This is a genomic window from Paenibacillus turpanensis, from assembly GCF_011421635.1.
Lineage (GTDB): Bacteria > Bacillota > Bacilli > Paenibacillales > YIM-B00363 > Paenibacillus_AK > Paenibacillus_AK turpanensis.
The window spans coordinates 31453-57007 of record NZ_WTLI01000022.1 but is presented as its reverse complement, the minus strand read 5'-3'; the positions used below and the strand labels follow the sequence as shown (position 1 = coordinate 57007).

General features: G+C 52.0%; 23 protein-coding genes. 7 read left to right on the top strand and 16 right to left on the bottom strand.

The genetic code is table 11. The features are described 5' to 3' along the window. Positions 1-53: 53 nt before the first annotated feature. Positions 54-1547, top strand: coding sequence for an extracellular solute-binding protein (locus GQS10_RS18665; protein ID WP_166245054.1), 1494 nt, complete (start codon positions 54-56; stop codon positions 1545-1547). A gap of 238 nt (positions 1548-1785) precedes the next feature. After that, positions 1786-3084 (top strand): hemolysin family protein, encoded by a 1299-nt coding sequence (locus GQS10_RS18660; protein WP_166245052.1) that lies wholly within the window; start codon positions 1786-1788, stop codon positions 3082-3084. Between the two features lie 106 nt (positions 3085-3190). On the opposite strand, the gene GQS10_RS18655 is transcribed toward GQS10_RS18660, so the two are convergent. Then, positions 3191-4003 (bottom strand): uroporphyrinogen-III synthase, encoded by an 813-nt coding sequence (locus GQS10_RS18655; RefSeq protein ID WP_166245050.1) that lies wholly within the window; start codon positions 4001-4003, stop codon positions 3191-3193. A 335-nt stretch (positions 4004-4338) separates the two neighbouring features. Here GQS10_RS18655 and GQS10_RS18650 point away from each other — a divergent pair, with 335 nt between their 5' ends. The 3 genes from GQS10_RS18650 (at position 4339) to GQS10_RS18640 (ending at position 7878) form a co-directional block, all read left to right on the top strand. Next, complete coding sequence (locus tag GQS10_RS18650; RefSeq protein WP_166245048.1) at positions 4339-5877, top strand: extracellular solute-binding protein; 1539 nt, start codon at positions 4339-4341, stop codon at positions 5875-5877. A 122-nt stretch (positions 5878-5999) separates the two neighbouring features. After that, on the top strand, positions 6000-6953 hold the full coding sequence (locus GQS10_RS18645; RefSeq protein ID WP_166245046.1) for an ABC transporter permease: 954 nt from the start codon (positions 6000-6002) through the stop codon (positions 6951-6953). Between the two features lie 43 nt (positions 6954-6996). Then, the gene (locus GQS10_RS18640) at positions 6997-7878 is read left to right on the top strand and encodes a carbohydrate ABC transporter permease (protein ID WP_166245044.1); all 882 of its coding nucleotides are present in this window, start codon (positions 6997-6999) and stop codon (positions 7876-7878) included. Positions 7879-7964: 86 nt separating this feature from the next. Here the strand turns inward: GQS10_RS18640 and flgB are convergent, their stop codons facing one another. Both flgB and GQS10_RS18630 read right to left on the bottom strand, forming a co-directional pair. Next, entirely contained in the window at positions 7965-8372 is a 408-nt protein-coding gene (gene flgB / locus GQS10_RS18635) for a flagellar basal body rod protein FlgB (protein ID WP_166245042.1), read from the bottom strand. 109 nt (positions 8373-8481) lie between these two features. Continuing rightward, positions 8482-8835 (bottom strand): ArsR/SmtB family transcription factor, encoded by a 354-nt coding sequence (locus GQS10_RS18630; RefSeq protein ID WP_424991805.1) that lies wholly within the window; start codon positions 8833-8835, stop codon positions 8482-8484. Between the two features lie 214 nt (positions 8836-9049). On the opposite strand from GQS10_RS18630, the gene GQS10_RS18625 reads away from it, so the two are divergent. After that, positions 9050-10090: a cation diffusion facilitator family transporter gene (locus GQS10_RS18625; RefSeq protein WP_166245038.1), complete on the top strand. Its 1041-nt coding sequence runs from the start codon at positions 9050-9052 to the stop codon at positions 10088-10090. 95 nt (positions 10091-10185) lie between these two features. Here GQS10_RS18625 and uraA read toward each other — a convergent pair whose 3' ends face one another. The 3 genes from uraA to GQS10_RS18610 form a co-directional block, all read right to left on the bottom strand. Beyond that, positions 10186-11460, bottom strand: coding sequence for a uracil permease (uraA, locus tag GQS10_RS18620; protein ID WP_166245036.1), 1275 nt, complete (start codon positions 11458-11460; stop codon positions 10186-10188). 212 nt (positions 11461-11672) lie between these two features. Further along, the gene (locus GQS10_RS18615; RefSeq protein WP_243735268.1) at positions 11673-13085 is read right to left on the bottom strand and encodes a HAMP domain-containing sensor histidine kinase; all 1413 of its coding nucleotides are present in this window, start codon (positions 13083-13085) and stop codon (positions 11673-11675) included. Further along, positions 13082-13762 (bottom strand): response regulator transcription factor, encoded by a 681-nt coding sequence (locus GQS10_RS18610; RefSeq protein WP_166245032.1) that lies wholly within the window; start codon positions 13760-13762, stop codon positions 13082-13084. The genes GQS10_RS18615 and GQS10_RS18610 overlap by 4 nt, the downstream gene beginning before the upstream one ends. A 190-nt stretch (positions 13763-13952) precedes the next feature. Between GQS10_RS18610 and GQS10_RS18605 the strand changes: the two genes are divergently transcribed. After that, on the top strand, positions 13953-14678 hold the full coding sequence (locus GQS10_RS18605; protein ID WP_166245030.1) for a YceI family protein: 726 nt from the start codon (positions 13953-13955) through the stop codon (positions 14676-14678). Positions 14679-14761: 83 nt separating this feature from the next. Here the strand turns inward: GQS10_RS18605 and ndk are convergent, their stop codons facing one another. From ndk to rhaA, 10 genes are all read right to left on the bottom strand, one after another. Then, entirely contained in the window at positions 14762-15205 is a 444-nt protein-coding gene (gene ndk / locus GQS10_RS18600) for a nucleoside-diphosphate kinase (RefSeq protein ID WP_166245028.1), read from the bottom strand. A gap of 6 nt (positions 15206-15211) precedes the next feature. Further along, positions 15212-16795 (bottom strand): phosphoenolpyruvate carboxykinase (ATP), encoded by a 1584-nt coding sequence (pckA, locus tag GQS10_RS18595; protein WP_166245026.1) that lies wholly within the window; start codon positions 16793-16795, stop codon positions 15212-15214. Positions 16796-17249: 454 nt separating this feature from the next. Further along, on the bottom strand, positions 17250-17909 hold the full coding sequence (locus GQS10_RS18590) for a helix-turn-helix transcriptional regulator (protein ID WP_166245024.1): 660 nt from the start codon (positions 17907-17909) through the stop codon (positions 17250-17252). A gap of 155 nt (positions 17910-18064) precedes the next feature. Then, complete coding sequence (locus GQS10_RS18585; protein ID WP_166245022.1) at positions 18065-18781, bottom strand: FadR/GntR family transcriptional regulator; 717 nt, start codon at positions 18779-18781, stop codon at positions 18065-18067. 14 nt (positions 18782-18795) lie between these two features. After that, positions 18796-19566 (bottom strand): LutC/YkgG family protein, encoded by a 771-nt coding sequence (locus GQS10_RS18580; protein ID WP_166245020.1) that lies wholly within the window; start codon positions 19564-19566, stop codon positions 18796-18798. Next, positions 19550-21070 carry a LutB/LldF family L-lactate oxidation iron-sulfur protein gene (locus tag GQS10_RS18575; RefSeq protein WP_166245126.1) on the bottom strand — a complete coding sequence of 507 codons (1521 nt, stop codon included), beginning with the start codon at positions 21068-21070 and terminating at the stop codon, positions 19550-19552. Before GQS10_RS18575 ends, GQS10_RS18580 begins: the two co-directional genes overlap by 17 nt. 5 nt (positions 21071-21075) lie before the next feature. Next, on the bottom strand, positions 21076-21804 hold the full coding sequence (locus tag GQS10_RS18570; RefSeq protein ID WP_166245018.1) for a (Fe-S)-binding protein: 729 nt from the start codon (positions 21802-21804) through the stop codon (positions 21076-21078). A gap of 166 nt (positions 21805-21970) precedes the next feature. Beyond that, positions 21971-22735, bottom strand: a complete 765-nt coding sequence (locus GQS10_RS18565) for a DeoR/GlpR family DNA-binding transcription regulator (RefSeq protein ID WP_166245016.1) — start codon at positions 22733-22735, stop codon at positions 21971-21973. 20 nt (positions 22736-22755) lie between these two features. Next, entirely contained in the window at positions 22756-24225 is a 1470-nt protein-coding gene (locus GQS10_RS18560; protein WP_166245014.1) for an FGGY-family carbohydrate kinase, read from the bottom strand. 40 nt (positions 24226-24265) lie between these two features. Next, entirely contained in the window at positions 24266-25528 is a 1263-nt protein-coding gene (gene rhaA, locus GQS10_RS18555; RefSeq protein WP_166245012.1) for an L-rhamnose isomerase, read from the bottom strand. Between the last annotated feature and the right edge of the window lie 27 nt (positions 25529-25555).

The following is a 25555-nucleotide window of genomic DNA, read 5'->3' as shown; positions in this document are numbered from 1 at the left end:
CTCTTATCACCTAAGGATAGAAGTGGTAAGATTTCTGGCAAGGAGGGAGCAGCTTGAAACGTTTCGAAAGCACGAAGAGTATAAGTTCATCCCGGTTATATCTCCTTACGGCATGTTTTGCGATCATCCTTTTGTTAAGCGCTTGCAGTTTGCACAAGCAGCAGCCCCAAATCCACGTGCAGGAGATTTTGCCCGCAGTGCATATCACGCTGCCCCTTATGCAGCCAAAGCCTCCAACGCCGGAGCTGCTGCAAGCGCTTGAGCAGGCAACCGGCACACGCGTTCATCTGGAGTGGGTTCCCTCAAATCTGTACCGCGAGCATATCGTCAGTCTGCTTGAAACAAACAAATTTAAAGAAGTCACCTATATTCCGAGATCCGACTTTTTATATGTGAAAAATCTCATTCAGTCGGGCCAGTTTTGGGAGATTGGACCCTTCCTAAAGTCCTACCCTAATCTTTCAAAGCTGAACACAAACCTACTTCAAGAAAGCTCATATCAAGCAAAAATATACGGATTGCCCATAGAGCAGCCTCCTGCCCCTCATGGAATTATGATCCGCAAGGATTGGTTGGACAACCTCCAGCTTGAGGTGCCTTCCACATTGGATGAGCTTTACACCGTGCTTCGCGCCTTTACATACGACGATCCCGATGGGGATGGCGAACATAATACGACCGGACTCGCTGACCGCAGCGACTTAACCTACGGAGCCTTTAAAACGTTATCCTCGTACTTTGGCGCTCCCAATCGCTGGGCTGTTGAAAATGGCCGATTCATCCCGGAATTCGAGACCAAGCCGTATTGGGATGCTATGGATTATATGAGAAGGCTGTATGCGGAGGGGCTCGTGAATAACGACCTCGCCGTGGCGAGTGAGCAGGTGCAGCGCTATATGATGATTGAAGGCAGGGCTGGTGTTTATATCGGCAGCTTAGCGGATGCCCCATCCCTTCATCAGGAAATGCAGCGTCTTCAGCCGAAGGCGGAGCTGGCGCTGCTCAACCGGATTTTTGGGCCGGGGGGATACCAAACCTGGGCGGACGCCAGCTACAGCGGATTCTTTATCTTTTCTAAAAAAGAATTGCCAGCGGTGGAGGATTTGCAGCGGGCTCTGTCTTTTTGGGACCGGAGCCTGGAGAACGAAACGTCGCGCCTGCTTCATTATGGGCTTGAAGACACATCTCTAGAAAATCTGCCTTCCGGTAACCCAGCTGCCTCTCCGCTTCGCTCCCTTGCGCTGCGTAGATACAGCGATCCCGATTCCTGGAAGGAGCAGCAGCCGATCATGCTCAAAGCTCTTCAGATGGCGGAGGACAACAAAAACCTGCTCGTGAAGGACCCCGCCGCATCCCTCTCCTCTCCGACCTTTGATATGAAAGGAGAAGAGCTGCAGGAAATCATTATCAATGCAACTTATCACTACATCTTAGGTAAACTCGATCGGAAGCGATTTTTGCAGGAAATCGAAGCGTGGAAAAGCAAAGGCGGCGCCATCATCATATCAGAGCTCGAAACCGAATATCGGAAGCAGAATGCCTCATAACAGGGTTTAGACATAACTCGCCGTTTCTTGTATAATTATCAGTAATCTTTATATTCAAGAGGTGACGAGCGACATGGACGATGAGCCGGGGGAACCGGGCAATAGTTGGAGCCAATGGGTTCTTGAAAGCCCCATTACAGGCAGAGTAACAAGATTTCATAGACGGCAATAAATCTTCACACATCATTCGTAACCCCAAGAGGATGCACTTATTACAAAATGATGGAGGAAGAATTCATTGCTAACCGAAATTTTGATCTTACTTGTTCTCATTGTGCTCAATGCATTTTTTGCCGCTTCCGAAATTGCCTTAATATCTTTGAATGACAACAAAGTTAAGGCCATGGCAGAGAGCGGACATAAAAAAGCGAAATTATTGCAAAATCTTCTGAGCGAGCCGAGCCGCTTTTTAGCCACAATTCAAATCGGCATTACACTTGCAGGATTTTTAGCCAGTGCCTTTGCGGCCGAGAGCTTTGCCGGTAGACTGGCAGCCTTCTTACACTCAGCGGGTGTGCCTTTAGCCCTTCCGTTATTGGAAACCATTTCTGTGGTTCTCATTACACTTTTGCTGTCCTATTTCACCCTTGTTTTGGGGGAACTCGTACCGAAGCGGATTGCTATGCAGAAAGCGGAGCCCATTGCCATGTTCGCGGTTACGCCGCTAACGATTTTGTTAAAGGTTTCTGCCCCTTTTGTTAAGCTGCTTACCCTTTCCACCAATGTTCTTGTTCGTTTGGCGGGCGTAAACCCCGATGAGAATAAGGAGCAGATAACCGAAGAAGAAATCCGAATGATGGTAGATGTCGGCAACGAGAACGGGACGATCCAAGCAAACGAAAAGCTGATGATTAATAATATCTTTGAATTTGATAATAAAACCGTCAGCGATATCATGACGCATCGCAGCAACGTCATCGGGATCCCGGTAGAGCTTCCGTTAAAGCAAGTGGCTAAATTAGTTAATGAAGAAAAATATACTAGATTCCCTGTATACGAGGGCAGTATCGACCAGATTGTCGGCATTCTGCATGTCAAAGACCTATTCAGTGTCATTGAAAATCATCAAGAAGCGGATTTCGATATTCGAAGTATCATTCGTGAGCCGTACCTGATTCCGACTTCTAAGAAGATCGATATCTTATTTAAAGAATTACAAGTAAATAAAGTCCATATCGCGGTCGCGATCGACGAGTACGGCGGCACCGCCGGCATTGTAACGATAGAGGATGTCATTGAAGAAATTGTCGGTAACATCTTTGACGAGCATGACGAAGAGGAAAAAGAGCTGGATCAAATTGATGAGAGCACCTATCTTGTGAAGGGGCTAATCAATTTACGCACCCTCCGTGAGTATCTTGCCATTGATCTGCCTTATGAGGAATTCGATACGTTAAGCGGCTTTTTAATCGGGCAGCTTGGCAGAATTCCGGTAAACGGGGAAAACCCTGTCGTCGAAGTAGGCGGGGCCAAGTTCTTTGTTGAAGAAGCGGATGAGCGGAAAATTGCCAAAGTCAAAATTTGTATAAACGCGTAAAGAAGCTTCACTAAAAAAAGCGGGAGGACAAAATGCCTCCTGCTTTTTTGCTGCTCTATGATTTGTCCGATGCCAGCACCGACGCAGGCATCTTGATTTCCTCCATTTATTCTTGCCCGCTAAAAAAAGCGCCAAGCTCGACCACCATGGCTCCCATTCGTTCGCTTTCCGGAGTAAGGATGTTCGTTATTCCTTCCGCTTTCAAGGCCTCGGCCGTCACTCTCCCTACAGCTACCGCTGCGATTTTGCTGTTAAAGCTTGCCCGGATCGTTTCCGATCGTCCGCTTTGCTTCGCAAAATCGAATAAATACCGCACCTGCACCCCCGTCGTAAAGCATATGGCATCGACTGCACCTTCCTCGATCTCTCGGCAAACCTGCAATACGACCTCTTCAGCCGGAGGAACATGACGATAGGGTAATAGCTGCTGCACGATTGCATGCTTCTTTTCAAGAAAATCCACAAGCTCGGGAACCGGCTCTCCATGCAGTTGTACGAATACACGTTTGCCGCTAAAATCATGCGAGGCGAGCGCATCAATTAATCCTTTTGTCGTCCCGTCTTCATCAACCGCATGGGTTTGTATATGTAAATTTTTCAGTAGACCGTAAGTTTTATAACCCCTAACACCCACCTTCGACTGCTCCACTTTTTGCAGGAAGGCTTCGCGCAGTCCCAATCGGTCCGTTTGACCTAAAAGTGCTTCCAATCCAGTCCCGGTCGTAAAAATCGACCAATCCGCCCCTTGTTCTGTAAACACCCTCAGCTCTGCTTCAATATCCGATTCGGCGAGAGTCATCAAGCCTTGGAGAGAACGAACGATCGGGATTCCCCCTCTTTTTTCAATCATGGCCGATAATTCCTCAAGCTTTCTGGAGCCCGCAAGGACAATCCGTTTACCTTCAAGTGTTTTCAACATTTTTATTCTCCGCCCCTTTTCCCTTCTACTTTACCTTTGCTAGATCATCGTTATGAATGGAAACCATCCTGTCGGATAGTCATAGAACTCTTTCATTCGTCAAGTACCTATTATACCAGCAACCATCGGAATAGATCGAGTCTCGAAAATTGCAAATTGAACACCATCGTCCATTCCCGGAAAGGGGCATTTTACTGGCGTGTATTCCAACTATAATCTTTAGCTCACATCGCCCTCATCCAGCGCCACGGGCGAGCTGCGGATTGTTCCTGTCACGAATGGTGTGAGATATGATGCAAGCAGATTCACCAAAACACAAAAACGGAGGTCAACCTATGAGTACAAAAAGAAAGACGATCGCCAAAACGAGCCTGTTATGTGCAGCAGCCATGCTTACCGTCAGCGTACTAGGCGCTTGCGGAAAAGAAACCGCCGCCCCTGCTACATCCAACGCGGCTTCCACCGGAGAGGCGGGACAAACTCAAACACTAAAAAAGATTACCATCATGGCAAACCTGAGTACGCCGGAAATTCCTTCGGACAAAATCGAGAAAATTCTTGAGCAAAAAACAGGAACCGATATCGAGATCCAATGGGTGCCGGACGGCGCCTATGAGGAAAAGTTCCAAGCAGCCTTTGCAACCGGCTCCCTTCCGCAGGCCGCCTTCTTAAAAAATGGAGGCGCCTTCACCCAGCTGCGCGATGCGTTGAAAAGCGGGCAGTTTTGGGAGGTTGGTCCTTATCTGAAGGAATACCCGCATCTGAGCAAGCTAAACCCCGATACCTTAAAGAACATTTCGATTGAAGGAAAAATTTATTCCCTGTATCAAGAGCGCCCACTTACCCGCCAAGGAATTATTTATCGTAAGGATTGGGCGGATAAGCTCGGACTTCAGGAGCCGAAAACAACCGACGACATTTACAACATGCTCAAGAAATTCAAAGAAGCCGATCTGGGCGGCGGCGGTAAAACACTAGGCCTTGTCGACCGCAGCGATCTCGTTTACGGCTCCTTTAAGACGCTTAGCTCGTATTTTGGAACACCGAATGGCTGGGGCGAGGTCGATGGTAAGCTCGTACCAGAATTTATGACCCCGGGCTATATGGAAACGATGAAGTTTTTGAAAAAGCTTCGCGATGAAGGTCTAATGAATCAAGACTTCCCGGTTACGAGCAAAACGGACCAGCAAAATATGATGTACACGGGCCGCGCCGGCATGTACATCGGCTCTATGCCTGACGTCGAGTCGATGACGGAGCGCACTACGAAAAATATTAAAGATGCCGTATTCGATGTGACCAACAAAATTACGAGCCCTTTCAACAGCAAGCATTCCACTTGGGCGCTGCCAGGCTTCGGCACCATGGTTGTGTTCCCGAAGACAGCGGTAAAAACAGAAGAGGAAATGAAGCAAATCCTGGGCTTCTTCGATAAGTTCTGGTCGCCGGAATTTGCAAACCTGCTGCGCTATGGCATCGAGGGCGAGCATTACACGCTGCAAAACGGAAAAGTGGTTGTATCCACCGACGGATCATTAAAGGATAAAGAACAGCGCGCCTACACCACGATCGCACTGGCTGATACAACGAATGTTACTCCAGCCCAATTCTCTACCGAAGCACGGGAAAAAGCGGAGGTTCTCGCGCAAGAAGCGATCTCCTTCGGCATTCAGGATCCGACCTTCTCGCTCAGCTCCCAAACCTATATTGAGCGCGGCCAAAGGCTGCAGGAAATTATTAAGGACGCAACCTACAACTTCATTCTTGGTTCCATTGACGAAAATGGCTTCGAGGACCAAATCAAGCGCTGGGAGAAGGATGGCGGAGCGAAAATTATCGAGGAATTTAATGCGCAGTACCAAAGCTCGAAGTAGATAGCGACAGCTCGGCCGAATTTTAGCGGTACAGCAGGGGGGATTGCTGGGTATATGCTGCCTCTTTCCCCTGCCGCTGTCCGCACCACAGAAAATACAATACGGAAAAGGAGTGCGAACCGATGAACCACACGGTAGCCGAAGCTCGTTTACCATCGAACCCTCCGGCGAAAAGCGCGTTTTTTAGACGATTGATCCGCAACCGCTACATGTACCTGATGGTCATACCGGGGATGCTGTATTTTATCATCTTTCGTTATATTCCCATGTTTGGACTTATCATTGCTTTCCAAGACTATCAGCCGTTCAAGGGCATTCTCGGCAGCGAGTGGGTCGGGCTGAAGCATTTTCACACGTTGTTTACCGATCCCGAGTTTTGGAAAATATTCCGAAATACGCTGCTGCTGTTTGTCTATAACATCACGTTTTTCTTTCCTGTGCCGATCATCCTGGCCGTCATGCTGAATGAAGTAGCCAGTGGCTTCCTCAAACGCATCATGCAGTCGATCCTGTATATCCCGCATTTTTTATCCTGGGTTATCGTCGTATCCATTTCCTTCGTTATGCTGACGATGGACGGGGGGATCATTAATCAGCTCATCGCGTACTTTGGCTTTTCCAAAATTAATTTCCTGCTCAGCTCCGAATGGTTTTATCCGATGTATATCGGACAGATCGTATGGAAGGAAGCCGGCTGGGGTACCATCATTTACTTGGCAGCCATTGCATCGATTGATCCCGGCCTCTACGAGGCAGCCAAAATGGACGGCGCCGGCCGTTTCCGGCAAATTTGGCATATTACACTGCCGTCGATCCGCAGCGTCATCATCGTACTGCTCATTTTACGTGTAGGCGATGTGCTTGACCTCAGCTTTGAGCATGTGTATTTGCTGCTGAACTCCATGAACCGGAATGTGGCCGAAATTATCGACACGTATGTATATACCATGGGGCTTAAGCAGGGGCAGTTCAGCTTTAGTACCGCTGTCGGCTTCTTCAAGTCGTTCGTCGCTTTGTTCCTCGTAATGGCCTGCAATAAGCTGGCCAAAAAATTTGGCGAGGAAGGCATCTACTAAACAATAGGCAAATATTCTGATTCGGAAGTTTGGAGGGTTACCTATGTTTCATGATAAAACGATAAGCGGCAGAATCTTTGATCTTTGCAACCTGCTTTTGCTGCTGCTCATTACATTGATTACCTTCCTCCCGCTGATGCATGTGGTTATGGCTTCCTTTGCGACCGTAGAGGAGCTGGCTCTCAAGCCCTTCGTCCTCATTCCGACGGAGTTCAGCCTCAAGGCATACCAGTATGTATTGTCTACCGACACGATTTTTCGTTCGTTAGGGGTATCCGTAGGGATCACGGTGGGCGGAACGCTGATCAGCATGGTTCTGACCTGTTTAATGGCGTATGGGCTGACACGCCGGGATATGGACGGGCGCCGCGTGATGATGTTTATGGTCGTCTTCACGCTGCTGTTTAACGGCGGACTTATCCCTACCTTCTTCGTCGTGAAAAATATGGGCTTGATCGATTCCTACCTGGCTTTAATCCTGCCCACGGCTGTGAACGCCTTTAACCTGATCATTATGCGTACGTTCTTTATGAATTTGCCCGACGGCATCGAGGAATCGGCCAAAATCGACGGCTGCAATGACCTTGGCATCCTGTTCCGCATCGTCATTCCGTTGTCGATGCCTGCCATAGCCACGGTTTCCCTTTTTTATGCCGTCAACTATTGGAATTCATTTTTTAACGCGATCATTTATTTAAACGACCCTGCCAAATGGCCGGTTCAGGTGCTGCTGCGGCAAATCGTTATCGTAGCCAGCCAGTTCCAGGGCGACTCCGCCGGACTGGGAGACGATTTCGTGAAGCCGCCGGAGCAAACCATTAAGATGGCTGTCATCGTTATTTCGACGATTCCGATCCTGATCATATACCCATTTCTACAAAAATATTTCGCCAAGGGCGCATTGGTCGGCTCCGTCAAAGGATAATAATAGATAACAAAAAAACAACACTTCAGTCGCCCGGCCTACAGCCGCACTGAAGTGTTGTTGTTGATTTGTGAACCTAGGTACGATTATTTTAAATCCGTAAGCAGCGTTTTTATTCGGGTATAATGCTTGCCTACACGTTCCGCGACCACATTATAGGCCAGCTGGTTTTTCGCCAAATTGGACATTTCGAACTCGATATCGACATTGTTCAAGTTGTTGTTCATCACCGTGCTTTGGTTTTCCACAACCTGATATGGAATGGCCGACGGATCGCTTTTCATCGGCAGATGCTTTTCATTCGTTTTCTTCAAAGCAAGCGAACGCCCGTTATCTTTCGAAAGCTGCCGGCGAAGCTCGTCCTGAAAAACAACCGATTGCGCTTTGTAATAAGGAGTTTCCGCATTGGCAATATTATTGGCAATCGTTCGATTTCTCAAGCTTAAAATATCGAGCATCGATTCATTCATTCTAGATGTTTTTGATGAAAGCATGTCAGGACCCCCTACGCGGCCTCTTTAGGATCATTTTACTAGTTAATATCAGTATAACATCAATTATATATTCGTAAATGAGATAATTTTTGACAAGACCATAGCTGCTTTATTCATGCTTGATATGCTGCAAGGTTTGCATGAAGATTTCCTCAACATGATGATCGTCAATGGAATAGAAAACGGTCTTCCCTTCCTTCCTGCGCTTTACAATCCGTAGATTCCGCAAATATCGCAGCTGATGCGAAACCGCAGATTGCCCCATATCTAGAATGACCGTAAGATCATGAACGCAAAGCTCCCTTTGAATGAGTGCATGGATGAGCTTCACACGTGTAGGGTCACCCAGTGCTTTAAAAATATCGGCCATTTCAACCGCTTTATCCTCTGAAATCATTTGATTTCGGATCTCCGAAATATTTTCTGCGATCGTTCCTTCGCAATGTGTTTCACATTTGTCCATCGTGGCTCGCCCCATTTTTTATACGGCTTTTCCTTGTATTATACCTAATCCGAGGAGTGTTGTTCAAAAAATCCTTGAAATTCCAGCTTAGTATCGGTTATGATGAAGTCAGAAAAACATATGAATATATACTCATATATTAACAGTAATTGTTTTGATTTAGGTATGTATTGAATTCAGAAGCGGCACACTAGCAAAATAAGGAGAGGTTCGCATGAAACACACAAATCACGATCATGGCCACGATCACAACCATGAAGAGCAGCATACACATGCGCATGGATCTGATCACAACGGGCATGGGCACAACCATTCGCATGGGCATGGGCAACATCACCACGGACATGGGCACAGCCATTCGCATGGGCACGGCCACCACCACCATGGCCCAAACAATAAAAAAGGTCTAAGCATCGCGCTGCTTATCACAAGCGGCATCATGCTGCTGGAGTTTTTCGGCGGCCTTCTAACGTCCAGTCTTGCACTCTTAAGCGACTCCGCCCATATGCTCAGCGATGCCGGGTCTCTGGCACTCAGCCTTGTCGCCCTCTCGTTTGCAGCGAGAGCAGCATCTCCAAGCAAAACGTACGGCTATTATCGGTTTGAAATATTAGCAGCACTATTTAATGGAGTCACTTTATTTGTCATTGCCGGGTTTATCGTCCGCGAAGCTTATGAACGTTTTCAAGAACCGCCTGTTGTCGCAAGCGGATCGATGATGCTGATTGCGTCCATCGGACTTCTGGCAAACCTAATAAGCGCATGGGTGCTCATGCGGCAAAGCGACGTGGAGGGCAACATTAATGTGCGAAGCGCCTACCTGCACATTATCGGTGATGCGCTCGGCTCTGTCGGAGCCATTGTGGCGGGACTGCTTATGCTTTTGTTTCAATGGTACTGGGCGGATCCGCTGATCAGCGTCATCGTCGCATTGCTCATTCTCAAAGGCGCTTGGGGAGTCATCAAGCATGCCATTCACATTCTAATGGAAGGCACCCCTGTGACTGTCAATGCTGCAGAAGTGGAACAAACGCTGCTCGCCATCGACGGCGTTGTTGAGGTGCATGATCTTCACGTTTGGACGATCACCTCCGGTCTGGATTCCCTGAGCTGTCACGTCGTCATCGAAAACGCCGAAGACAGCCAGCTCATTTTGCAAAAAGCGATCCGCCGTATCGAGGATGTTTTTAATATCCAGCACACAACCATTCAAGTGGAGACGCGGCAGCTCGAGCACGCAGACTTGAAGGTATAGATGCAGTAAAAAAGCTGCTTCCCGACAGTAGAACAGCGGCCTGATGCCAGGGCTGTTCTACAAGGTCAGGAGCAGCTTTTTAGGTACATCCTTAATTAGCTGTCATTGGACAAACGAAGCACTTCAAGGAGCTTAAAGAATAAGCTGAGAATGATTGCGATCACCGTAGCAAGCGCCATCCCGCTTAACGAAAGATATTCAAATTTGACGGTTGCCCCGCTAATTCCGATTACAAGCACGACCGTCGTCAAAATCAGGTTCGTTGGCTTCGAATAATCCACCTTCGTCTCAACCAGCATGCGAATGCCCGATGCTGCGATAACCCCGAACAGCAGCAGCGAGACACCGCCGATTACCGGATCGGGAATGACGGAAATGACCGCAGCCAGCTTTCCGACAAACGCGAGGATAATGGCAATGACCGCCGCGCCGCCGATAACCCATACCGAATACACGCGCGTTATGGCCATTACCCCGATATTTTCACCGTAAGTCGTATTGGGCGTCGAGCCGACAAAGCCCGAAATGACGGTGGAAATCCCGTTGCCGAATAAGGAGCGGTCCAGCCCCGGGTCCTTGCTTAAATTTTTACCTACGATATTGCCCGTTACGATCAAGTGTCCGATATGCTCGGCAATGACCACCAAAGCAGCCGGAGCGATAATTGCGATCGCCGTCGGGTCGAACTGGGGCGCATAGAAGGTTGGGGCCGCGATAAAATCCGCTTCCGCGACCTTTTGGAAGTTTACAAGACCTGTCCAATACGCCAGCAAATATCCGGATAAAAACCCGATGAGGATCGGGATGATTTTCATAAAACCGCGGAACATCACTGAACCGATGATCGTAATGAGCAGCGTCGCCGTCGAAACGAACACCGCCCTGCCGTCCGGACTCCAGTCCCCGACAAAATCAGTCGGCCTTATGTATCCCGCCATACGTGCCGCAACGGGGACCAGCTCCAAGCCGATAACCGCTACGATAGCCCCCATCGCTGCCGGAGGAAACACGACATCCAGCCACTTCGTTCCGGCCACGCGAATAATACCGGCAACGATCATAAAGATCGCACCCGTAATAATAAAACCGCCGAGCGCGGCCTCGTAAGGCATATTGGCGTTCAGCACGGCAAAAACCGGCGACAAGAAAGCAAAGCTTGATCCGAGATAAGCCGGTATCTTTCCTCTGCATATGAACAAGTACAGCAGTGTACCGATCCCGTTCATTAACAGAATGGTGGCCGGATCTACCTTGAACAGCACCGGTACGAGGACGGTCGACCCGAACATGGCAAATAAGTGCTGAAGACTGAGCGGCAAGCTCTTCAACAACGGTGGCCGTTCGTCTACGCGAATTTCATCAGATTGCACAACAACTCACCCTTTTCTCCTATAGTCAATGGAAATGAATACCTACAATAGAGTAACACATTTCGACACATTCCATGATAGAGATTTTTTAGGCACCCCATAAACATACGCTAAATCGTATTTTAGACCGAGCTGTCCCCCATACCATAGGATGGAAAAAAGCCCATTGAGGCTGTGCTCAATAGGCATGTTTTTAACTTCTCTGAACGATGTTAGACCAACGTTTCCTCCGTCCAAACGGGAAGCGTGAGAACAAAGCGGCTTCCAGCCTCTGCGGAGCTGCGATCAAGCCGAAGCTCTCCTCCCATCGCTTGCGCCAGCCTTCGGCTGAACGGAAGACCGAGCCCTAAGCCGCGGGATCTGCTCTGCTCCTCCGCCCCGCGATAAAACGGCTCAAAGATAAGCTCCTGCTCCTCCTGACGCACTCCCTTACCTCGGTCAGAAACGGCGATGTCTACCCTTCCATGGTCATTCACCAACACTTCGACCGTAATGCCGATGGGCTGACCCGGCTTCTGCGCATACAAGCTGTTATTCAGCAAATTCACGACAATTTGCTGAATGCGCAGCGGATCGCCGGCAAGCTCCAACGTACTTTGCGGCAGGAGAAGCTGCGGTTCGTCCGGCAGCGCCTCTCCTTTGGTAAGCCGCCATTGATAGACGATTTCCGAAATCAATGGCGCGGCGGCCAGTCGCTCCCTTCTCACCGTAACGGCACCGGCGGAAAGCGAGTTGTAATCGAGCAGATCAGTTACCATCCTCTGAAGACGCTCGGATTCCTGAAGGGCGATATCCAGAAACTCATGCGCCTCCTGCCCTTGTACAACATCCTCGCGGACAGCATGAACCAATCCTTTAATCGAAGTGACCGGTGTTTTCAGCTCATGTGAAACTCCCGCCAGCATGACGGCACGCCCGTGCTCCAGCTGCTTCAATCTTCCCGCCATATGGTCGAATGAAGAGAGAAGCTCATGAATTTCCCTTTCTTTTGCGTCCGTGTTTAATGCGATGTCATATTTCCCTTGGCTGATTTCCTTTGCAGCCGCTACCATCTCCCGAATGGGCTTAGTCAGCTTGCGGGATAACAAATAAATCGTAAGCCAACTCAAGCCGGCTAAACCGGCCAGCATAATTCCAAATAAGCGAAGATCCTCCGCCGGAATGTAAGTCATTTCCCATTTAGCCTGTGTGACAACGACTCGTCCAAACCGCTCCCCATTGGCCTCAATGTAGGCAACCGCCGCTTTAAATTCCGGATTGCGCGACTCGGTTAAATCGTCATTCAGCTTATGCTTGACCTCTTCGTCTGTCAGATCCGGGACGGAAAATCTGGTTTTTCCATCCTTGTCGATCACCATCACACACATTTCCTTGGATAGGCGAAAGAACCGTTTTCGATCGCCGATCAAAGCGCCAAGCTGTGAGCCTTCCGTAAAACGTCCGTCCGGCCCAATTGCCCGGTCGGCAATTTCCTGTGCAAGCATACCGGCAGTCCGCAAGCGGTTGTCCATCGTTTCCTGCTGAATCCATTGATAAGAAATGAATGCAATTAATGCAAGCCCAATACTTGTAATTAAAAGATAGCGAAACGTCCAGTAGGAAAGCATCGTCGTACGCTTCTTCATTTGCTCCAAAATTGATACCCCGTTCCCCGTAATGTGCGAATTTCTCCCTCTTCCGGCGGCCAATGGGAAAGGGCTTGGCGAAGCCTTTTGATCGAAAGATCCACCGCGCGATCGCTGCCCTCGTAATCCATTCCCCACACGTACTCAATGAGCTGCTCGCGGGTGTAGATTTGATGGGGCCGCTCCGCCATAAACAGCAATAACGAAAGATCTCGCGGAGTCAAGCTGATTTCCACCCCGTTAAGCAAAACCGTCCTTGCTGTGTAATCGATAAGTAGACTGCCATAGCAGCGCTTTACATTCCCGTCCGTCCACTGCACCGGACGCCGAAGCACCGCGTTGACCCGAGCGACAACCTCTTCGGGGACAAACGGCTTCGACATATAATCGTCGGCCCCTCCGTTTAATCCGGCGAGCCGATTTTCAATTTCATCACGAGCCGTCAGCATAATTACAGGACAGCTGCTCAGCTCTCGTATTTTGTACAGCAGCTCAAAACCGTCCATGCCCGGCATCATAATATCCAGCAAAACAAGAGCAGGTGTCGACTGTTTAAACAGCTCCAGCGCTTGGTTCCCGTTCGCAGCCCTTACCGGTGTATAACCCGCCTTCGATAAGTAGGCGGAAAGCACACGTGAGATCGCCTCTTCATCCTCGGCGATTAAGACCGTCTTCATGCCGCTCCCTCCATGTCCGTTGTTCCGCTTGTTCGCTTCGCTACACCACACATTTTAGCACAGTCCGTCCATTTTCGTTTGACATCTTCCTGACACAATCAAATCGTATGATAAAGCTATAAATCGGCTGGGCGCACAGCCTTTAAATAGCGTGGCCGACGCTAAAGACATGAAATGATGGAGGGAAATCATGAATAAAAAAACGTTAATGATGCTGGCTGGAGGAATTATTATTGCCGGCGGGGTTACCGCATATTTTGCAATGGACAAGTACATGGGGAATAACATCGAAATCGAATCGGCATTGGCATCAGCGCAAACGCAAAGCTCTGCAGCCGCCAACGGTGCGGCCGCACCATCCGGTACCGCACAGGCAAGCTCCGTTATCAATTCCCAATTGGTCAACGGAAGCTGGGTCCTCGCGGATGCGTCCAAAGTATACTGGTCTGTGACGACGTCCAAAGAAACCGTTAATTTCGTCAACGAAGCCGTAGAAGGAAAATGGAATGTAAATCTGGACGATGCCGCTGCGATGTCCGGGGAAGGCATTGTCGACATGAGCGCGCTTAGCTCGGGCAACGGCCAGCGCGACGGACATGTTAAGGACGCGCGCTTCCTGGCCGTCGAAACTTACCCACAGGCGACCTTTAAGGCGGAGAGCTTTAGCGGACTGCCTAAGGAATGGGAGGAAGGAAAGGCCGTTCCATTTGAAATGAGCGGAAAGCTTACGGTTAAAGGAGTGGAAAAAGCGGTTACCTTCGCTTCAGAGGCGATGTACAAGGGCGGACAGCTGCTTGTTTCCGGTAAAACGACCGTAACCTTCGCCGATTTCGGCCTGACGAATCCGCATACCGTTCTTCTCGATACGCAAAATGAACTTGGCGTACAGCTAGAGCTTGTGCTCACCAAGGAATAATCCACATATCGCCCTAATAAGAAACAAGCTGCCAGGCATTTGACTCCGGCAGCTTGTTTCTTTTCATGGATGTCCCCATCTTTCTAAAGCCACGTTTGGATCGCTTTCTTGTACTCCAGCAGCTCATCCGCTGCAAACACATTGTTGATTTCACGCGCTGCGCTTTCCTGCGAGTCCGAGCCATGGATTAAGTTCATCGGCGTATGTGCGGCGAAATCTCCGCGAATCGTGCCGGGAGCCGCATCCAGCACATTTGTTTTTCCAATCAACATGCGGGTCAGCGCAATCGCTTGGTCCCCGCCCCATACCATGGCAAAAACCGGGGAGGAAGTAATAAAACGAACAAGCTCCGGGTAAAACGGCTTGCCTTCATGCTCTTTATAATGAAATTCGGCCTGCTCCTTCGTCAGCTGCACCAGCTTCGCTCCGCAAAGCAACAGCCCCTTCCGCTCTAAGCGGCTTACAATTTCCCCAACTAACCCGCGCTGCACGCCATCCGGCTTCACCATAATAAATGTTTGCTCCATGCGACATTAGCTCCTTCTTGGACCACCGGAAAGCAACGATTCCCCGGCCTCTCCGTATTTTTCGAAATTTGCGATAAAACGCGCGGCAAGCTCCTTTGCCTTTGCATCGTACTCCTCCGCGTTCTGCCACGTATTACGCGGCTGAAGCAGCTCGCTCGGTACGCCCGTGACGGCATCCGGGCATAAAAATCCGAACACCGGGTCCGGCGTGAACGAAGCCTGTTCCATTTCTCCGCTAAGCGCATCAGACACTATCGCGCGTGTATACGATAAATTCATTCTGCGGCCCACGCCGTAAGGTCCTCCGGACCAGCCCGTGTTTACTAAATATACCCGTGATTGATGCCGGTCCAGCTTATCTCCAAGCATCGAAGCATAGACTGTCGGGTGCAGCGGGAGAAACGGTGCTCCGAAGCAGGCAGAAAACGTCGCTTCCGGTGCAGTCACCCCGCGCTCGGTACCGGCTAGCTTGGAGGTGTACCCTGACAAAAAGTGATAAAGCGCCTGTTCCTTCGTCAGCTTTGCAATCGGCGGCAGGATACCGAACGCGTCAGCCGTCAAGAAAATGATTACATTCGGATGACCGGCGATTCCCGGGATCAACGTCCCTTCAATATATTCGACAGGGTACGCCGCTCTTGTATTTTCCGTTAGGGACAGATCATCGTAATCAGCGACTCGAGTTTCCGGGTCCAATACGACGTTTTCCAAAATCGCACCGAACCGCACCGCCCGCCAAATCTGCGGCTCCTTCTCCTCTTCCAGCCCCGCACATTTTGCATAGCAGCCGCCTTCAAAATTAAACACCCCGCTGTTGGACCAGCCGTGCTCATCATCTCCGATCAGGGCGCGCTTCGGATCGGCGGAAAGCGTTGTTTTTCCAGTGCCGGAAAGCCCGAAAAACAGCGCGACATCGCCTTGTACTCCCACGTTGGCAGAGCAGTGCATCGGCAGCACGCCTTGATGCGGAAGCAAGTAATTTAATACGGAAAACATCGACTTCTTCATTTCCCCCGCGTATTCGGTTCCCCCGATGAGAACGATTCGTTTTTCCAAGGAGATGCAAATAAAGGTGCTGCTGCGTGTCCCGTCCTCTGCAGGATCGGCCTTCAGTCCCGGAAGATCAATAATCGTAAAGCCCTGTAAATCCCGCAGCGCATCACGTTTTGCTTGCCGGATGAACAGCTGCTGAGCAAACAAGCTGTGCCACGCGTATTCGGTAATGACGTGGACGGGGATTTGATAGTCGGGGTCCGTCCCGGCATACCCGCTCCACTCAAAGCGCTCGATCCCGGACATATACTCCTGCGCTTTGCGGTACAGCCTGTCAAAATGCTCGGCCGACATCGGCTGATTCACGGTGCCCCAGTCAATATCACGTTCCACAGAAGGCTCGTGCACAATGTATCTATCCTTCGGCGAGCGGCCGGTAATTGCGCCTGTTGTCACCTGCAGCGCTCCCGTCGAGCTCAACGTTCCTTCCTTTCGTGCTAAAGCTTCCTGAATAAGTCCGGAAACGGACAGATCCCGATATACCTTTACGCCCCCAACAACCTGTTCGCTCACCGTTCCGACCGCATGACGCTTCATCGTCCATCCATCCTTCCTTTGGCTCTGCACCGAAGAATAAGTGTACATCATACCAATTCATTAACGTATACTATTTATATGAAATAATATACACCGAACCCCAATTGATTCGCAATAGTTAAAAGTAAACGTTCACAAAAGACCATACTTTTTAACCACATAGAGATATATACCGCACTAAATCCTCATAACTTGCTTCAATAGAAGTACATCTATAAGAAACTTTAGTCTGCTGAAAACGAATCGCTTTGAGCAACTAAACTGTCCCGCGCATCATCGGGTGCGCCTCGCTTCCTTTCTTAATCGGAGTAAATCGAAACAAAAGAGCCCCGCCAAACGGCGGAGCTCCGATACCTCGTCCATATTCAGTTCATTTTCCTCCACGTGCCTGCCAATCCCAAGGCAGCCGATCCTCCGTTCGCTTTGAAGCGCCAACGTACCTTATACCATGAAACTATCCTTCCAGCGCCATCTCCAAAAGCACTTTCGTCATATGCGTCTTGGTGATGCGCCCAACCACGATTTGCTTGCTTTTTCCCGCCTCCGGGGGCGAGGACTTGACCACCGGCAAACTATCCACTTGATGATGAATCATTTTGCGGGCCGCCTCAATGACCGATTCATCCGGAGAAATCGTCACAATGTTCGGGTGGCGCGTCATGACAAGGTGAATCGGCATACCGGCTGAAGACGGATTGCCCAAGGTCACCTTAAGCAAATCCTTGCGTGACACGATCCCTTCGAGATGATCAAACTCATCGGTCACGACCAGTGTTCCGATATTTTCCGAAAACAGCATAATAACCGCATCATGAACGGTCGTTGAGCCTTTTATAGAAATCGGTTTCCCTTGCAGGTCCTTCACTTTATAACCCTTCAGCCGCTGCAGCGCGGCCGGATTCGGTTCCGACGCCTCCCCGGGAAAATAGCCGACCTTTGGCTTCGAGCGAACGAAGCCAACCGTTACGAGAATAGCCAGATCAGAGCGCAGGGCCGGCTTACTTACACCGAGCAGGTCTGCGATTTGTTCTCCCGTAATCGGAGCGTGCTTCTTGACAATCTCAATAATCTCGAGCTGCCGAGGTGTAAGTTCGATACCAACCGCCCCCTCCATTTGACCAAATGTTATCCTTGAATGCCAAACGGCTTGTACTTATTTCACATTCATGCGTACTATTTAACAATTATAGCACAGGATTTGTTTTTTTATATAAGAGGGGGCTGGAGTTATGGAAAATGTAACCGGCGCACTCCGCGCAGAGCTTCTGTTTACGTCAGCAGCTGCGCCAAAATACCGGCAACATGCTGCAAATGCTCCTTCATCCGCCGGGAGGCAAGAAGCGGGTCGCGTAAGGCAATCGCCTCGTAGATCGCCAAATGCTCCTCATAAAGCCGCCGCCCGACTGAGGGATCGGCGTAAATCTTCACTCTGCGGATATCGCGGATCGCCGCTTCCGTTTGCTGCATAATGCTTTCATACAAGCGAACGAGGATCGAGTTTCCCGTCGCCTTTACCAGCGTGAGATGGAAGAGCACATCCGTCCGCTCCCCCTTTACCTCGTCCCCGATGGCCAGCTCCATCTCCTCGACGATCCGCCGCAGCGCATCTAAGTCTGCGGCAGCCGCTCTTTCTGCGGCGATCGCCGCATTCGAGGCTTCAAGCGATTGGCGCGCCTCCATCAGCTCGAGGAGCGTCGCCTTATTCATGCGCAGCGACTTCAGCTCCGGCAGCTCCAGCATGCCGCCAATGGCGCTGCTGCGAATGACCGTAGCGCCGCCGCCTTGGCGGATGTCGATGAGCCCCATCGCTTTTAAGGCGCTGAGCGCTTCACGCATGGTCGAGCGTCCGACGCCGAAACTTTCGGACAGCTCCTTTGTGGAAGGCAGCCGCTCGCCCACCTTCAGCTTGCTCTCTTCGATCATTCGCTTCAGCTGCTCCGTGATCTCCTCGTAGTGATTGCGTTTCACCAGCTTTGTCACATCCATCGCATGCTCCCGCCTTACCCGACGATCAGCGTATAAACAATGCCAGGGCCGTGTACGCCGATGGTCAAGTCATTTTCGATATCGGCCGAACGGCTCGGCCCTGAGATAAAATGAATGCCCGCAGGCAGCTGCTCCCGGCCGGCTTCATCGAAGGTAACCAAAATTTCGCCAAGCCGGGTTTTCAACCGCTCGATGGGAAGTACCACGATCAGAACGGTCGGCAGCAGACTGACGGATCGACCCTTTTCCTTTGCAGAAAGCACAGTAAGGGAGCCCGTATAGGCGGCAGCGTAATCGGCAAGCACGATGCCGATGTCGGCCTCCGCCGCCTTAGCTTTCCATGAGCGCTCCTCCTCGCTGCTGTTCCAGACGGAGAGCTGCACGTCAACTGTCAGTTCCTGCTCTAACGCCAGCTCCGCGAGCTGCGGCTCATCCTGACGAAGCATATACTTCGCACTCAGCTCCGCCGCTTTCTTCACGATAAACTGCTTTACCTCCTCCATGCCCCCGGCTCGAATCACATGACCACCCGCGGCTTGAAAGTTTTCCGTAAACTGCTCGATTCGCTTCTCAAGAGGCAACTCGTAGTCCTGCCAGAAGCTAGGAGCGCCGCGGAATGGATGCTGCGGCGCCTCCGTCACCCTTGCGCGGCCCAGCTTTTGCGCGATTCCGTCCATAAAAGCCTGCTGCCTGCGGCGCGACTGCTCCTCCAGCTGCGCCAGCCACTGCTCATGCTCTTGCTTCTCGCGAGCTTGCCCTTGCTCCTGTTTATCCGTTTCCGCCATGCCCGCTCCCTCCTTTCTCCGCCCTGCGCTTAATCATGTCCTCCATCCGGCTGCGTACCGCTGGATCCAGCTCCTTCAGCCCTTCGCGGATTTCCTGATCCAGCGTATCCCAGCGTTCGCGGAAGGTCTGACTCGGTAGGCTCGGAGCTACGCGGTAGCTGTTCCAGCCCTTGAGCGGTCCGAGCTTCGAGCGAATTTCGCCGCCGCGCACGACCAGCTTTTGGCCGACCTTGCCCAGCTTCAGCGCCGCCTTCAGGCGTCCGGAGCTTTTCATGACGGCCGCATAGCCCTTCATACCGGCTGCCTCAAGCTTGTCGCCATGGCCGCTTTCCACTTTACGGCGGCGCAGATAGACCAGCATGTCGTGCAGCGGAATTTTGACCGGGCACGCTTCGTAGCAGGCGCCGCACAGGCTGGATGCGTTGGCGATATCATCCCATTCGGCGACGTTCTTCTTGAGCGCCGGGGTCAGCACCGCCCCAATCGGCCCGCTGTACGTGCCTCCGTATGAATGGCCGCCGATATGCCGGTATACCGGGCAGGCATTCAAGCAGGCGCCGCAGCGGATACAGTTCAGCAGCTCTTGAAACTCCGGGTCTCCGAGCTGCAGCGAACGGCCGTTATCGATAATGATAATGTGCATTTCCTCCGGACCGTCAGCGTCTGCGCTCCGTTTCGGGCCGGTGATGCCCGACATGTAGACGGTCAGCTTTTGCCCGGTTGCCGAGCGTGGCAGCAGTGTGGCCATCACCTCCAGATCAGCCCACGACGGAATGATTCGCTCCATACCCATCAATGTAATTTGCGTCTTCGGCACGGTGCTGACCATACGCGCATTGCCTTCATTTTCGAACAATACCATCGATCCGGTTTCGGCAATGGCAAAATTACAACCGGTCATACCGATATCCGCTTCAAGAAATTTTTCGCGCAGCTTTTTGCGTACGAAGCCGGCCAGCACCGAAGTCTCCGGCGGAAGCGTTTCTCCAGCCTCCTTTGAGAGCAGCTCCGCCACCTGATACCGGTTTTTGTGGATCGCCGGAATAATGATGTGCGACGGCGTTTCCCCGGCCAGCTGAATAATGTATTCGCCAAGGTCTGTCTCAATCGCTTCGACGCCTATCGATTCCAGCGCCTGATTTAAATGCAGCTCCTCCGTCACCATCGACTTCGATTTCACGACCGACCTCGCCGATTTACGCTCGGCAATCGCGAGCGTCAGCTTTACCGCTTCTGCAGCGGTTTCGGCAAAATGCACATGGACGCCATTCGCCCGCGCATTGTCGGCAAACAAATTTAAATAATAATCGAGGTGGGCGATGGTGTGAAGACGAATTTGCCGTCCGCGCTCCCGCCAATCCTCCCAGTTTCCATGCTCCTCCGCCGCTTTCTTTTTGCCGCTGCGGAGCCGCTCGGTCGTAAACCGCACCGCTTTTCGCAAAAACTCATTGTTCAGCGCAAGCTCGGCACGTTCCTTCACCGTTGCAGCTCTTGCCCCTGTCATTCCGCTCATGCCTGCTTCACCCCTTCGTACAGCAGCTCGGCCAAATGCATCACCCGGACCCGTTCGCCGCGATAACGCATGTTCCCGGCGATGTTCATCAGACAGCCCATGTCGAGCCCGACCAGCACCTCAGCCTCCGTTTCTTTTACATGATCCACCTTCTCCGTAACCATGGCTCCGGAAATATCGGACATTTTCACCGCAAACGTACCGCCAAAGCCGCAGCAGTCCTCGGCAAACGGCAGCGGCACAAGCTCCAAGCCCTTAACGCGGCTCAGCAGCTCCATCGGCTCGCTTTTCACTCCAAGCAAGCGGCTGCCGTGGCAGGAAGGATGGTACGTAACCTTATGAGGAAACTCGGCGCCAAGATCGGTAACGCCCAGCACTTCTACGACAAATTGAGTAAATTCATACGTTTTTTGCTTCAGCCGCTCTGCTTTCGCCAGCATGACCGGATCATCCTTAAACAAATCGCCGTAGTGATGAATCATGTACGCGCAAGAGCCAGAGGGAGAGATGACAAAATCGCTGTCCTCAAAAGCCTCGAGAATGGTCAGGGCCGCCGTCCGCGCTTCCTGCCAATAGCCGCTGTTAAACGCCGGCTGACCGCAGCAGGTCTGAACATCCGGGAAATCCAGCTTGACACCGTATCTTGCCAGCAGCCGGACCATGGCTTCCCCGACTCTCGGGTACACGGCGTCGCTTAAACAAGTAATAAACAATGATACCTTCATCGCAGCACCTCATTTTTCGTCACGGAACTGTTATTCATCAGGTTGTCAGACAGGTTTAGTTAAAAAGCGGCCCCTACATTTCGATATCGTAAGGGATCGCAATAAAATATGCTTTGAAAACAGCCAGCTTCCCAAGGAGTATTACTCGCAAGCGGGCTGCGGTCCTTCAAACGATAAGAACGCGCATGCCTTGGCTGCGAAACCATTCCATCGTTTCCTCGGCAGCGCCGCGGTCCGTCACCATCGTATCGACATCCGCCAAATCGGCCACATGTGCGAAAGCCTTCAAGCCGAACTTGGTGGAGTCGGCTAACAGCACAACCTCATCAGCGATCGACACCATTTTCTGCTTTACACGTGCCTGCAGCTCATTCGACTCGCTGATTCCCCGCTCCATATGAACGCCTTTGCAGGAGACAAACGCTTTATCGACGTGGTACACATCCAGGGAGCGCTCGGCCAAAGGACCGACAAAGGAGAGCGAGCGCGCAGCCAGCAGCCCGCCGATCGCAATCACCTCAATTTTATCCTTGGTGCTGAGCTCCGTCGCTACTTTAATGGAATTCGTCAGCACGGTGATGGGGAGATCCGGTACGATTTTCGCCATGTACCAGGCGGTCGAGCTTGCGTCCAGCACGATTCGGTCATTGGGCCGGATCAGCTGAACGGCTTCTTCGGCAATCCGCTTCTTCTCCTCCGCGTTGGCAATTTCCCGCTCGGAATAAGGAATCTCCGGCTGTGCATCGGCATCCTTCACACTGACGGCTCCGCCATGCGACCGGCGCAGCCTTCCCGCCTGCTCCAGCCGGTCCAAGTCCCGGCGGATCGTCTCCTCCGTCACTTGGCACAGCTCGCTGAGCTCCGAAACCCGGATGCTTCCGCGTTCGTTCACGAGCTGCACAATTTTTTCGTAGCGTTCTGCGACCAGCATCGAAGCACCCTCTCTTCCTCCTATTTCAATCCGGTTACCCGGCAAAAGCGGCCGTAAGCCTCGGCCCAATCGGATCCATGCTGCGGCTCGTATTCCGCTACCGGGAACGAGTCGCGGATGACCCTGCGCGCTTCCCAAATATCGGAGAGCTCGCCTTGGGCGATCCACTGCACCGCCAGGTTGCCGATGGCACTGCCTTCTGCCGGACCCGCCCAAACCGGTTTGCCGATGGCGTTCGCGGTCCATTGGCAGAGCAGCGTATTGTGAATTCCGCCGCCAACCATATGCAGTCCGCCGAAGGCTTGCCCCGACAGCTCTTCCGTCATTTCCAGCACACGGCGATATTTCATAGCAAGGCTCTCGAGAATACAGCGAACCGTTTCGCCCACGTCCTGCGGCGGCCGCTGCCCGGTGCGCAGCGCGTAATCGCGAATGCGCGACGGCATATCGCCCGGAGGCAGGAAGCTTACATCGTCCGGATCGATGAAGGTACCGAACGGTTGCGCCGCTTCCGCCTTCGCGACCAGCTCAGGGAAACTGTAGGCCTGACCTGCGCGCTCCCATTCCCGCCGCGCCTCCTGCAAGATCCACAGCCCCATAATATTTTTCAGCAGTCGGTACGTGCCGAACACGCCGCCTTCATTCGTAAAATTGTACTGCCGCGCCGCTTCATTTATCACCGGCTGATCGGTTTCCGTCCCCATCAGCGACCACGTACCGCAGCTGAGGTAAGCGAACGAGCGCTCCGTCGCCGGAACGGCGGCTACCGCCGAGCCCGTGTCATGCTCCGCGACGGCGACCACCGGCACGCTGCCGATGCCCAGCTCGCTGCATACGGATGGCCGCAGCTGCCCCGCAGCACTGCCCGGCTGCAGCACCGTGCCGAACAGCTCCTGCGGCAGCTGAAGCTTTTGCAGCAGGACCGAATCCCATTTTCCCTGAACCGGGTTGTAAAGCTGTGTCGTCGTTGCGTTGGAAAACTCGTTCCACATTTCCCCCGTTAAGAAATAACGCAGCAGATCCGGGATCATGAGAAAATGCTTCGCCTCGCGAAGCAGCGGCGAATCGGCCTGCCGCAGCGCATACAGCTGAAATATCGTATTAAAAGGCAAAAATTGAATGCCGGTGCGCTCGAAAATATCGGCCGGCGCCATTTCTTCGAATAACCGCTCCATCATGCCGTCGGTATGGTTGTCGCGGTAATGATACGGGTTGCCGAGCAGCTCGCCGTTCCCGCCGATAAATCCGAAATCGACGGCCCACGTGTCGATGCCGATGCTTTCCAGACTCAAGCCCTGATGCTTTGCCTTCAGCAGCCCCTGCTTGATCTCATGGTGCAGCCGAAGGATATCCCAATGCAGCCTGTCTCCGGCCTGCACCGGATCATTCGGAAAGCGGTGAAGCTCCTCCACTTCCATCTTGCGGCTCGTCAGCCGGCCGAGAATCGCACGGCCGCTGCTCGCCCCTAAGTCATACGCGAGAATGGCCACCCGCGTTCACCACCTTATCGTTATACTGACGTGCACGAGCTTACGAATTTCGCTTCAGCAGTACTTCCTGCTCATAAGCCTTCACCTCGACGAGCCACTGCTCGCGCACCGGCACGCCCTGCTTCGCGCAGTAATAATCCCATACCGCGCCGAACGGGTAGGATTTAAATTCTTCCGTCAGCGCCAGACGCGTCGTATAGTCGCCAGCCAGCTCCGCCTTCTTCAGCGCGTCCACCGGCTCCAGCATGGCGCGCAGCAGCGCTTTAATCGTATTGCGCGTGCCGATCACCCAAGCCGCGACACGGTTAATGCTCGCATCGAAGAAATCGAGCCCGATATGCGTTTTCCCCAGCAGGTCGCCGCGCACCAGCTCGCGACCGATATCCAACAGCTCGTCGTCCATGACCACGACATGGTCGCTGTCCCAGCGCATCGGACGGCTGACATGCAGTAAAATTCCGTTCGTAAACAGCGATAAGGCCGACAGCTTATTGGAAATGACCTCCGTCGGATGGAAGTGACCGGCGTCCAAGCAAATCAGCTTATTATTTTGAATGCCATACCCCATATAAAATTCGTGGGAGCCCACAACATAAGCCTCGGAGCCAAGGCCAAACAGCTTGCTCTCCACCGCGTCGAGATTATGCTGCGGATTCAGCTCCTCGGCGAACACCTCGTCAAGCGCAGCCTTCAGGCGCTGCCGCGGTGCCAGACGGTCTGCCGGAACGTCTTTGTAGCCGTCCGGAATCCAGACGTTCGTCACGCAGGTTTGGCCGAGCTGCTCGCCAAAGTGCGCGCCGATTTTGCGGGACGCCTTGCAGTGGTTAATCCAGAACCCGCGAATTTCCGGGTCGGGATGACTGAGCGTAAAGCCATCCTTCGATTTCTCATGGGAGAAGCAGGTCGGGTTGAAATCAAGCCCGAGCCCCTGCTGCTTTGCCCAATCGACCCATTTCTGAAAATGCTTCGGCTCCAGCTGATCCAAGTCCACCTTTTCGTCCGTATCCGCATAAATCGCATGCAGGTTCACCTTATGCTTACCCGGGATCAAAGAAAACGCTTTCTCTAAATCGGAGCGCAGCTCCTCCGGCGTGCGAGCGGCCCCCGGGTAGTTCCCGGTGACCGAAATCCCGCCGCTGAGCTGCTGTTCGCGGAATAAAAAGCCGCGAACATCATCGCCCTGCCAGCAATGCATGGAAATTTTAATTTTCTCAAGCTGTGCCAGCGCTTGATCGACATCAATGCCATGCTGGGCATACAGCTTCTTTGCTTCCTCGTAGCTTCTTTCGATATGCTGTTCCATTCGGTGCTCCTCCTAATATGGAAAGTT

Coding starts and splice junctions, on each gene's coding strand:
- GQS10_RS18655 (WP_166245050.1), bottom strand. CDS start 4,003: ATGTTGAAAACACTTGAAGGTAAACGGATTGTCCTTGCGGGCTCCAGA.
- GQS10_RS18650 (WP_166245048.1), top strand. CDS start 4,339: ATGAGTACAAAAAGAAAGACGATCGCCAAAACGAGCCTGTTATGTGCA.
- GQS10_RS18645 (WP_166245046.1), top strand. CDS start 6,000: ATGAACCACACGGTAGCCGAAGCTCGTTTACCATCGAACCCTCCGGCG.
- GQS10_RS18640 (WP_166245044.1), top strand. CDS start 6,997: ATGTTTCATGATAAAACGATAAGCGGCAGAATCTTTGATCTTTGCAAC.
- flgB (WP_166245042.1), bottom strand. CDS start 8,372: ATGCTTTCATCAAAAACATCTAGAATGAATGAATCGATGCTCGATATT.
- GQS10_RS18630 (WP_424991805.1), bottom strand. CDS start 8,835: ATGGACAAATGTGAAACACATTGCGAAGGAACGATCGCAGAAAATATT.
- GQS10_RS18625 (WP_166245038.1), top strand. CDS start 9,050: ATGAAACACACAAATCACGATCATGGCCACGATCACAACCATGAAGAG.
- GQS10_RS18615 (WP_243735268.1), bottom strand. CDS start 13,085: ATGAAGAAGCGTACGACGATGCTTTCCTACTGGACGTTTCGCTATCTT.
- GQS10_RS18610 (WP_166245032.1), bottom strand. CDS start 13,762: ATGAAGACGGTCTTAATCGCCGAGGATGAAGAGGCGATCTCACGTGTG.
- GQS10_RS18605 (WP_166245030.1), top strand. CDS start 13,953: ATGAATAAAAAAACGTTAATGATGCTGGCTGGAGGAATTATTATTGCC.
- ndk (WP_166245028.1), bottom strand. CDS start 15,205: ATGGAGCAAACATTTATTATGGTGAAGCCGGATGGCGTGCAGCGCGGG.
- pckA (WP_166245026.1), bottom strand. CDS start 16,795: ATGAAGCGTCATGCGGTCGGAACGGTGAGCGAACAGGTTGTTGGGGGC.
- GQS10_RS18590 (WP_166245024.1), bottom strand. CDS start 17,909: ATGGAGGGGGCGGTTGGTATCGAACTTACACCTCGGCAGCTCGAGATT.
- GQS10_RS18585 (WP_166245022.1), bottom strand. CDS start 18,781: ATGGATGTGACAAAGCTGGTGAAACGCAATCACTACGAGGAGATCACG.
- GQS10_RS18580 (WP_166245020.1), bottom strand. CDS start 19,566: ATGGCGGAAACGGATAAACAGGAGCAAGGGCAAGCTCGCGAGAAGCAA.
- GQS10_RS18575 (WP_166245126.1), bottom strand. CDS start 21,070: ATGACAGGGGCAAGAGCTGCAACGGTGAAGGAACGTGCCGAGCTTGCG.
- GQS10_RS18570 (WP_166245018.1), bottom strand. CDS start 21,804: ATGAAGGTATCATTGTTTATTACTTGTTTAAGCGACGCCGTGTACCCG.
- GQS10_RS18565 (WP_166245016.1), bottom strand. CDS start 22,735: ATGCTGGTCGCAGAACGCTACGAAAAAATTGTGCAGCTCGTGAACGAA.
- rhaA (WP_166245012.1), bottom strand. CDS start 25,528: ATGGAACAGCATATCGAAAGAAGCTACGAGGAAGCAAAGAAGCTGTAT.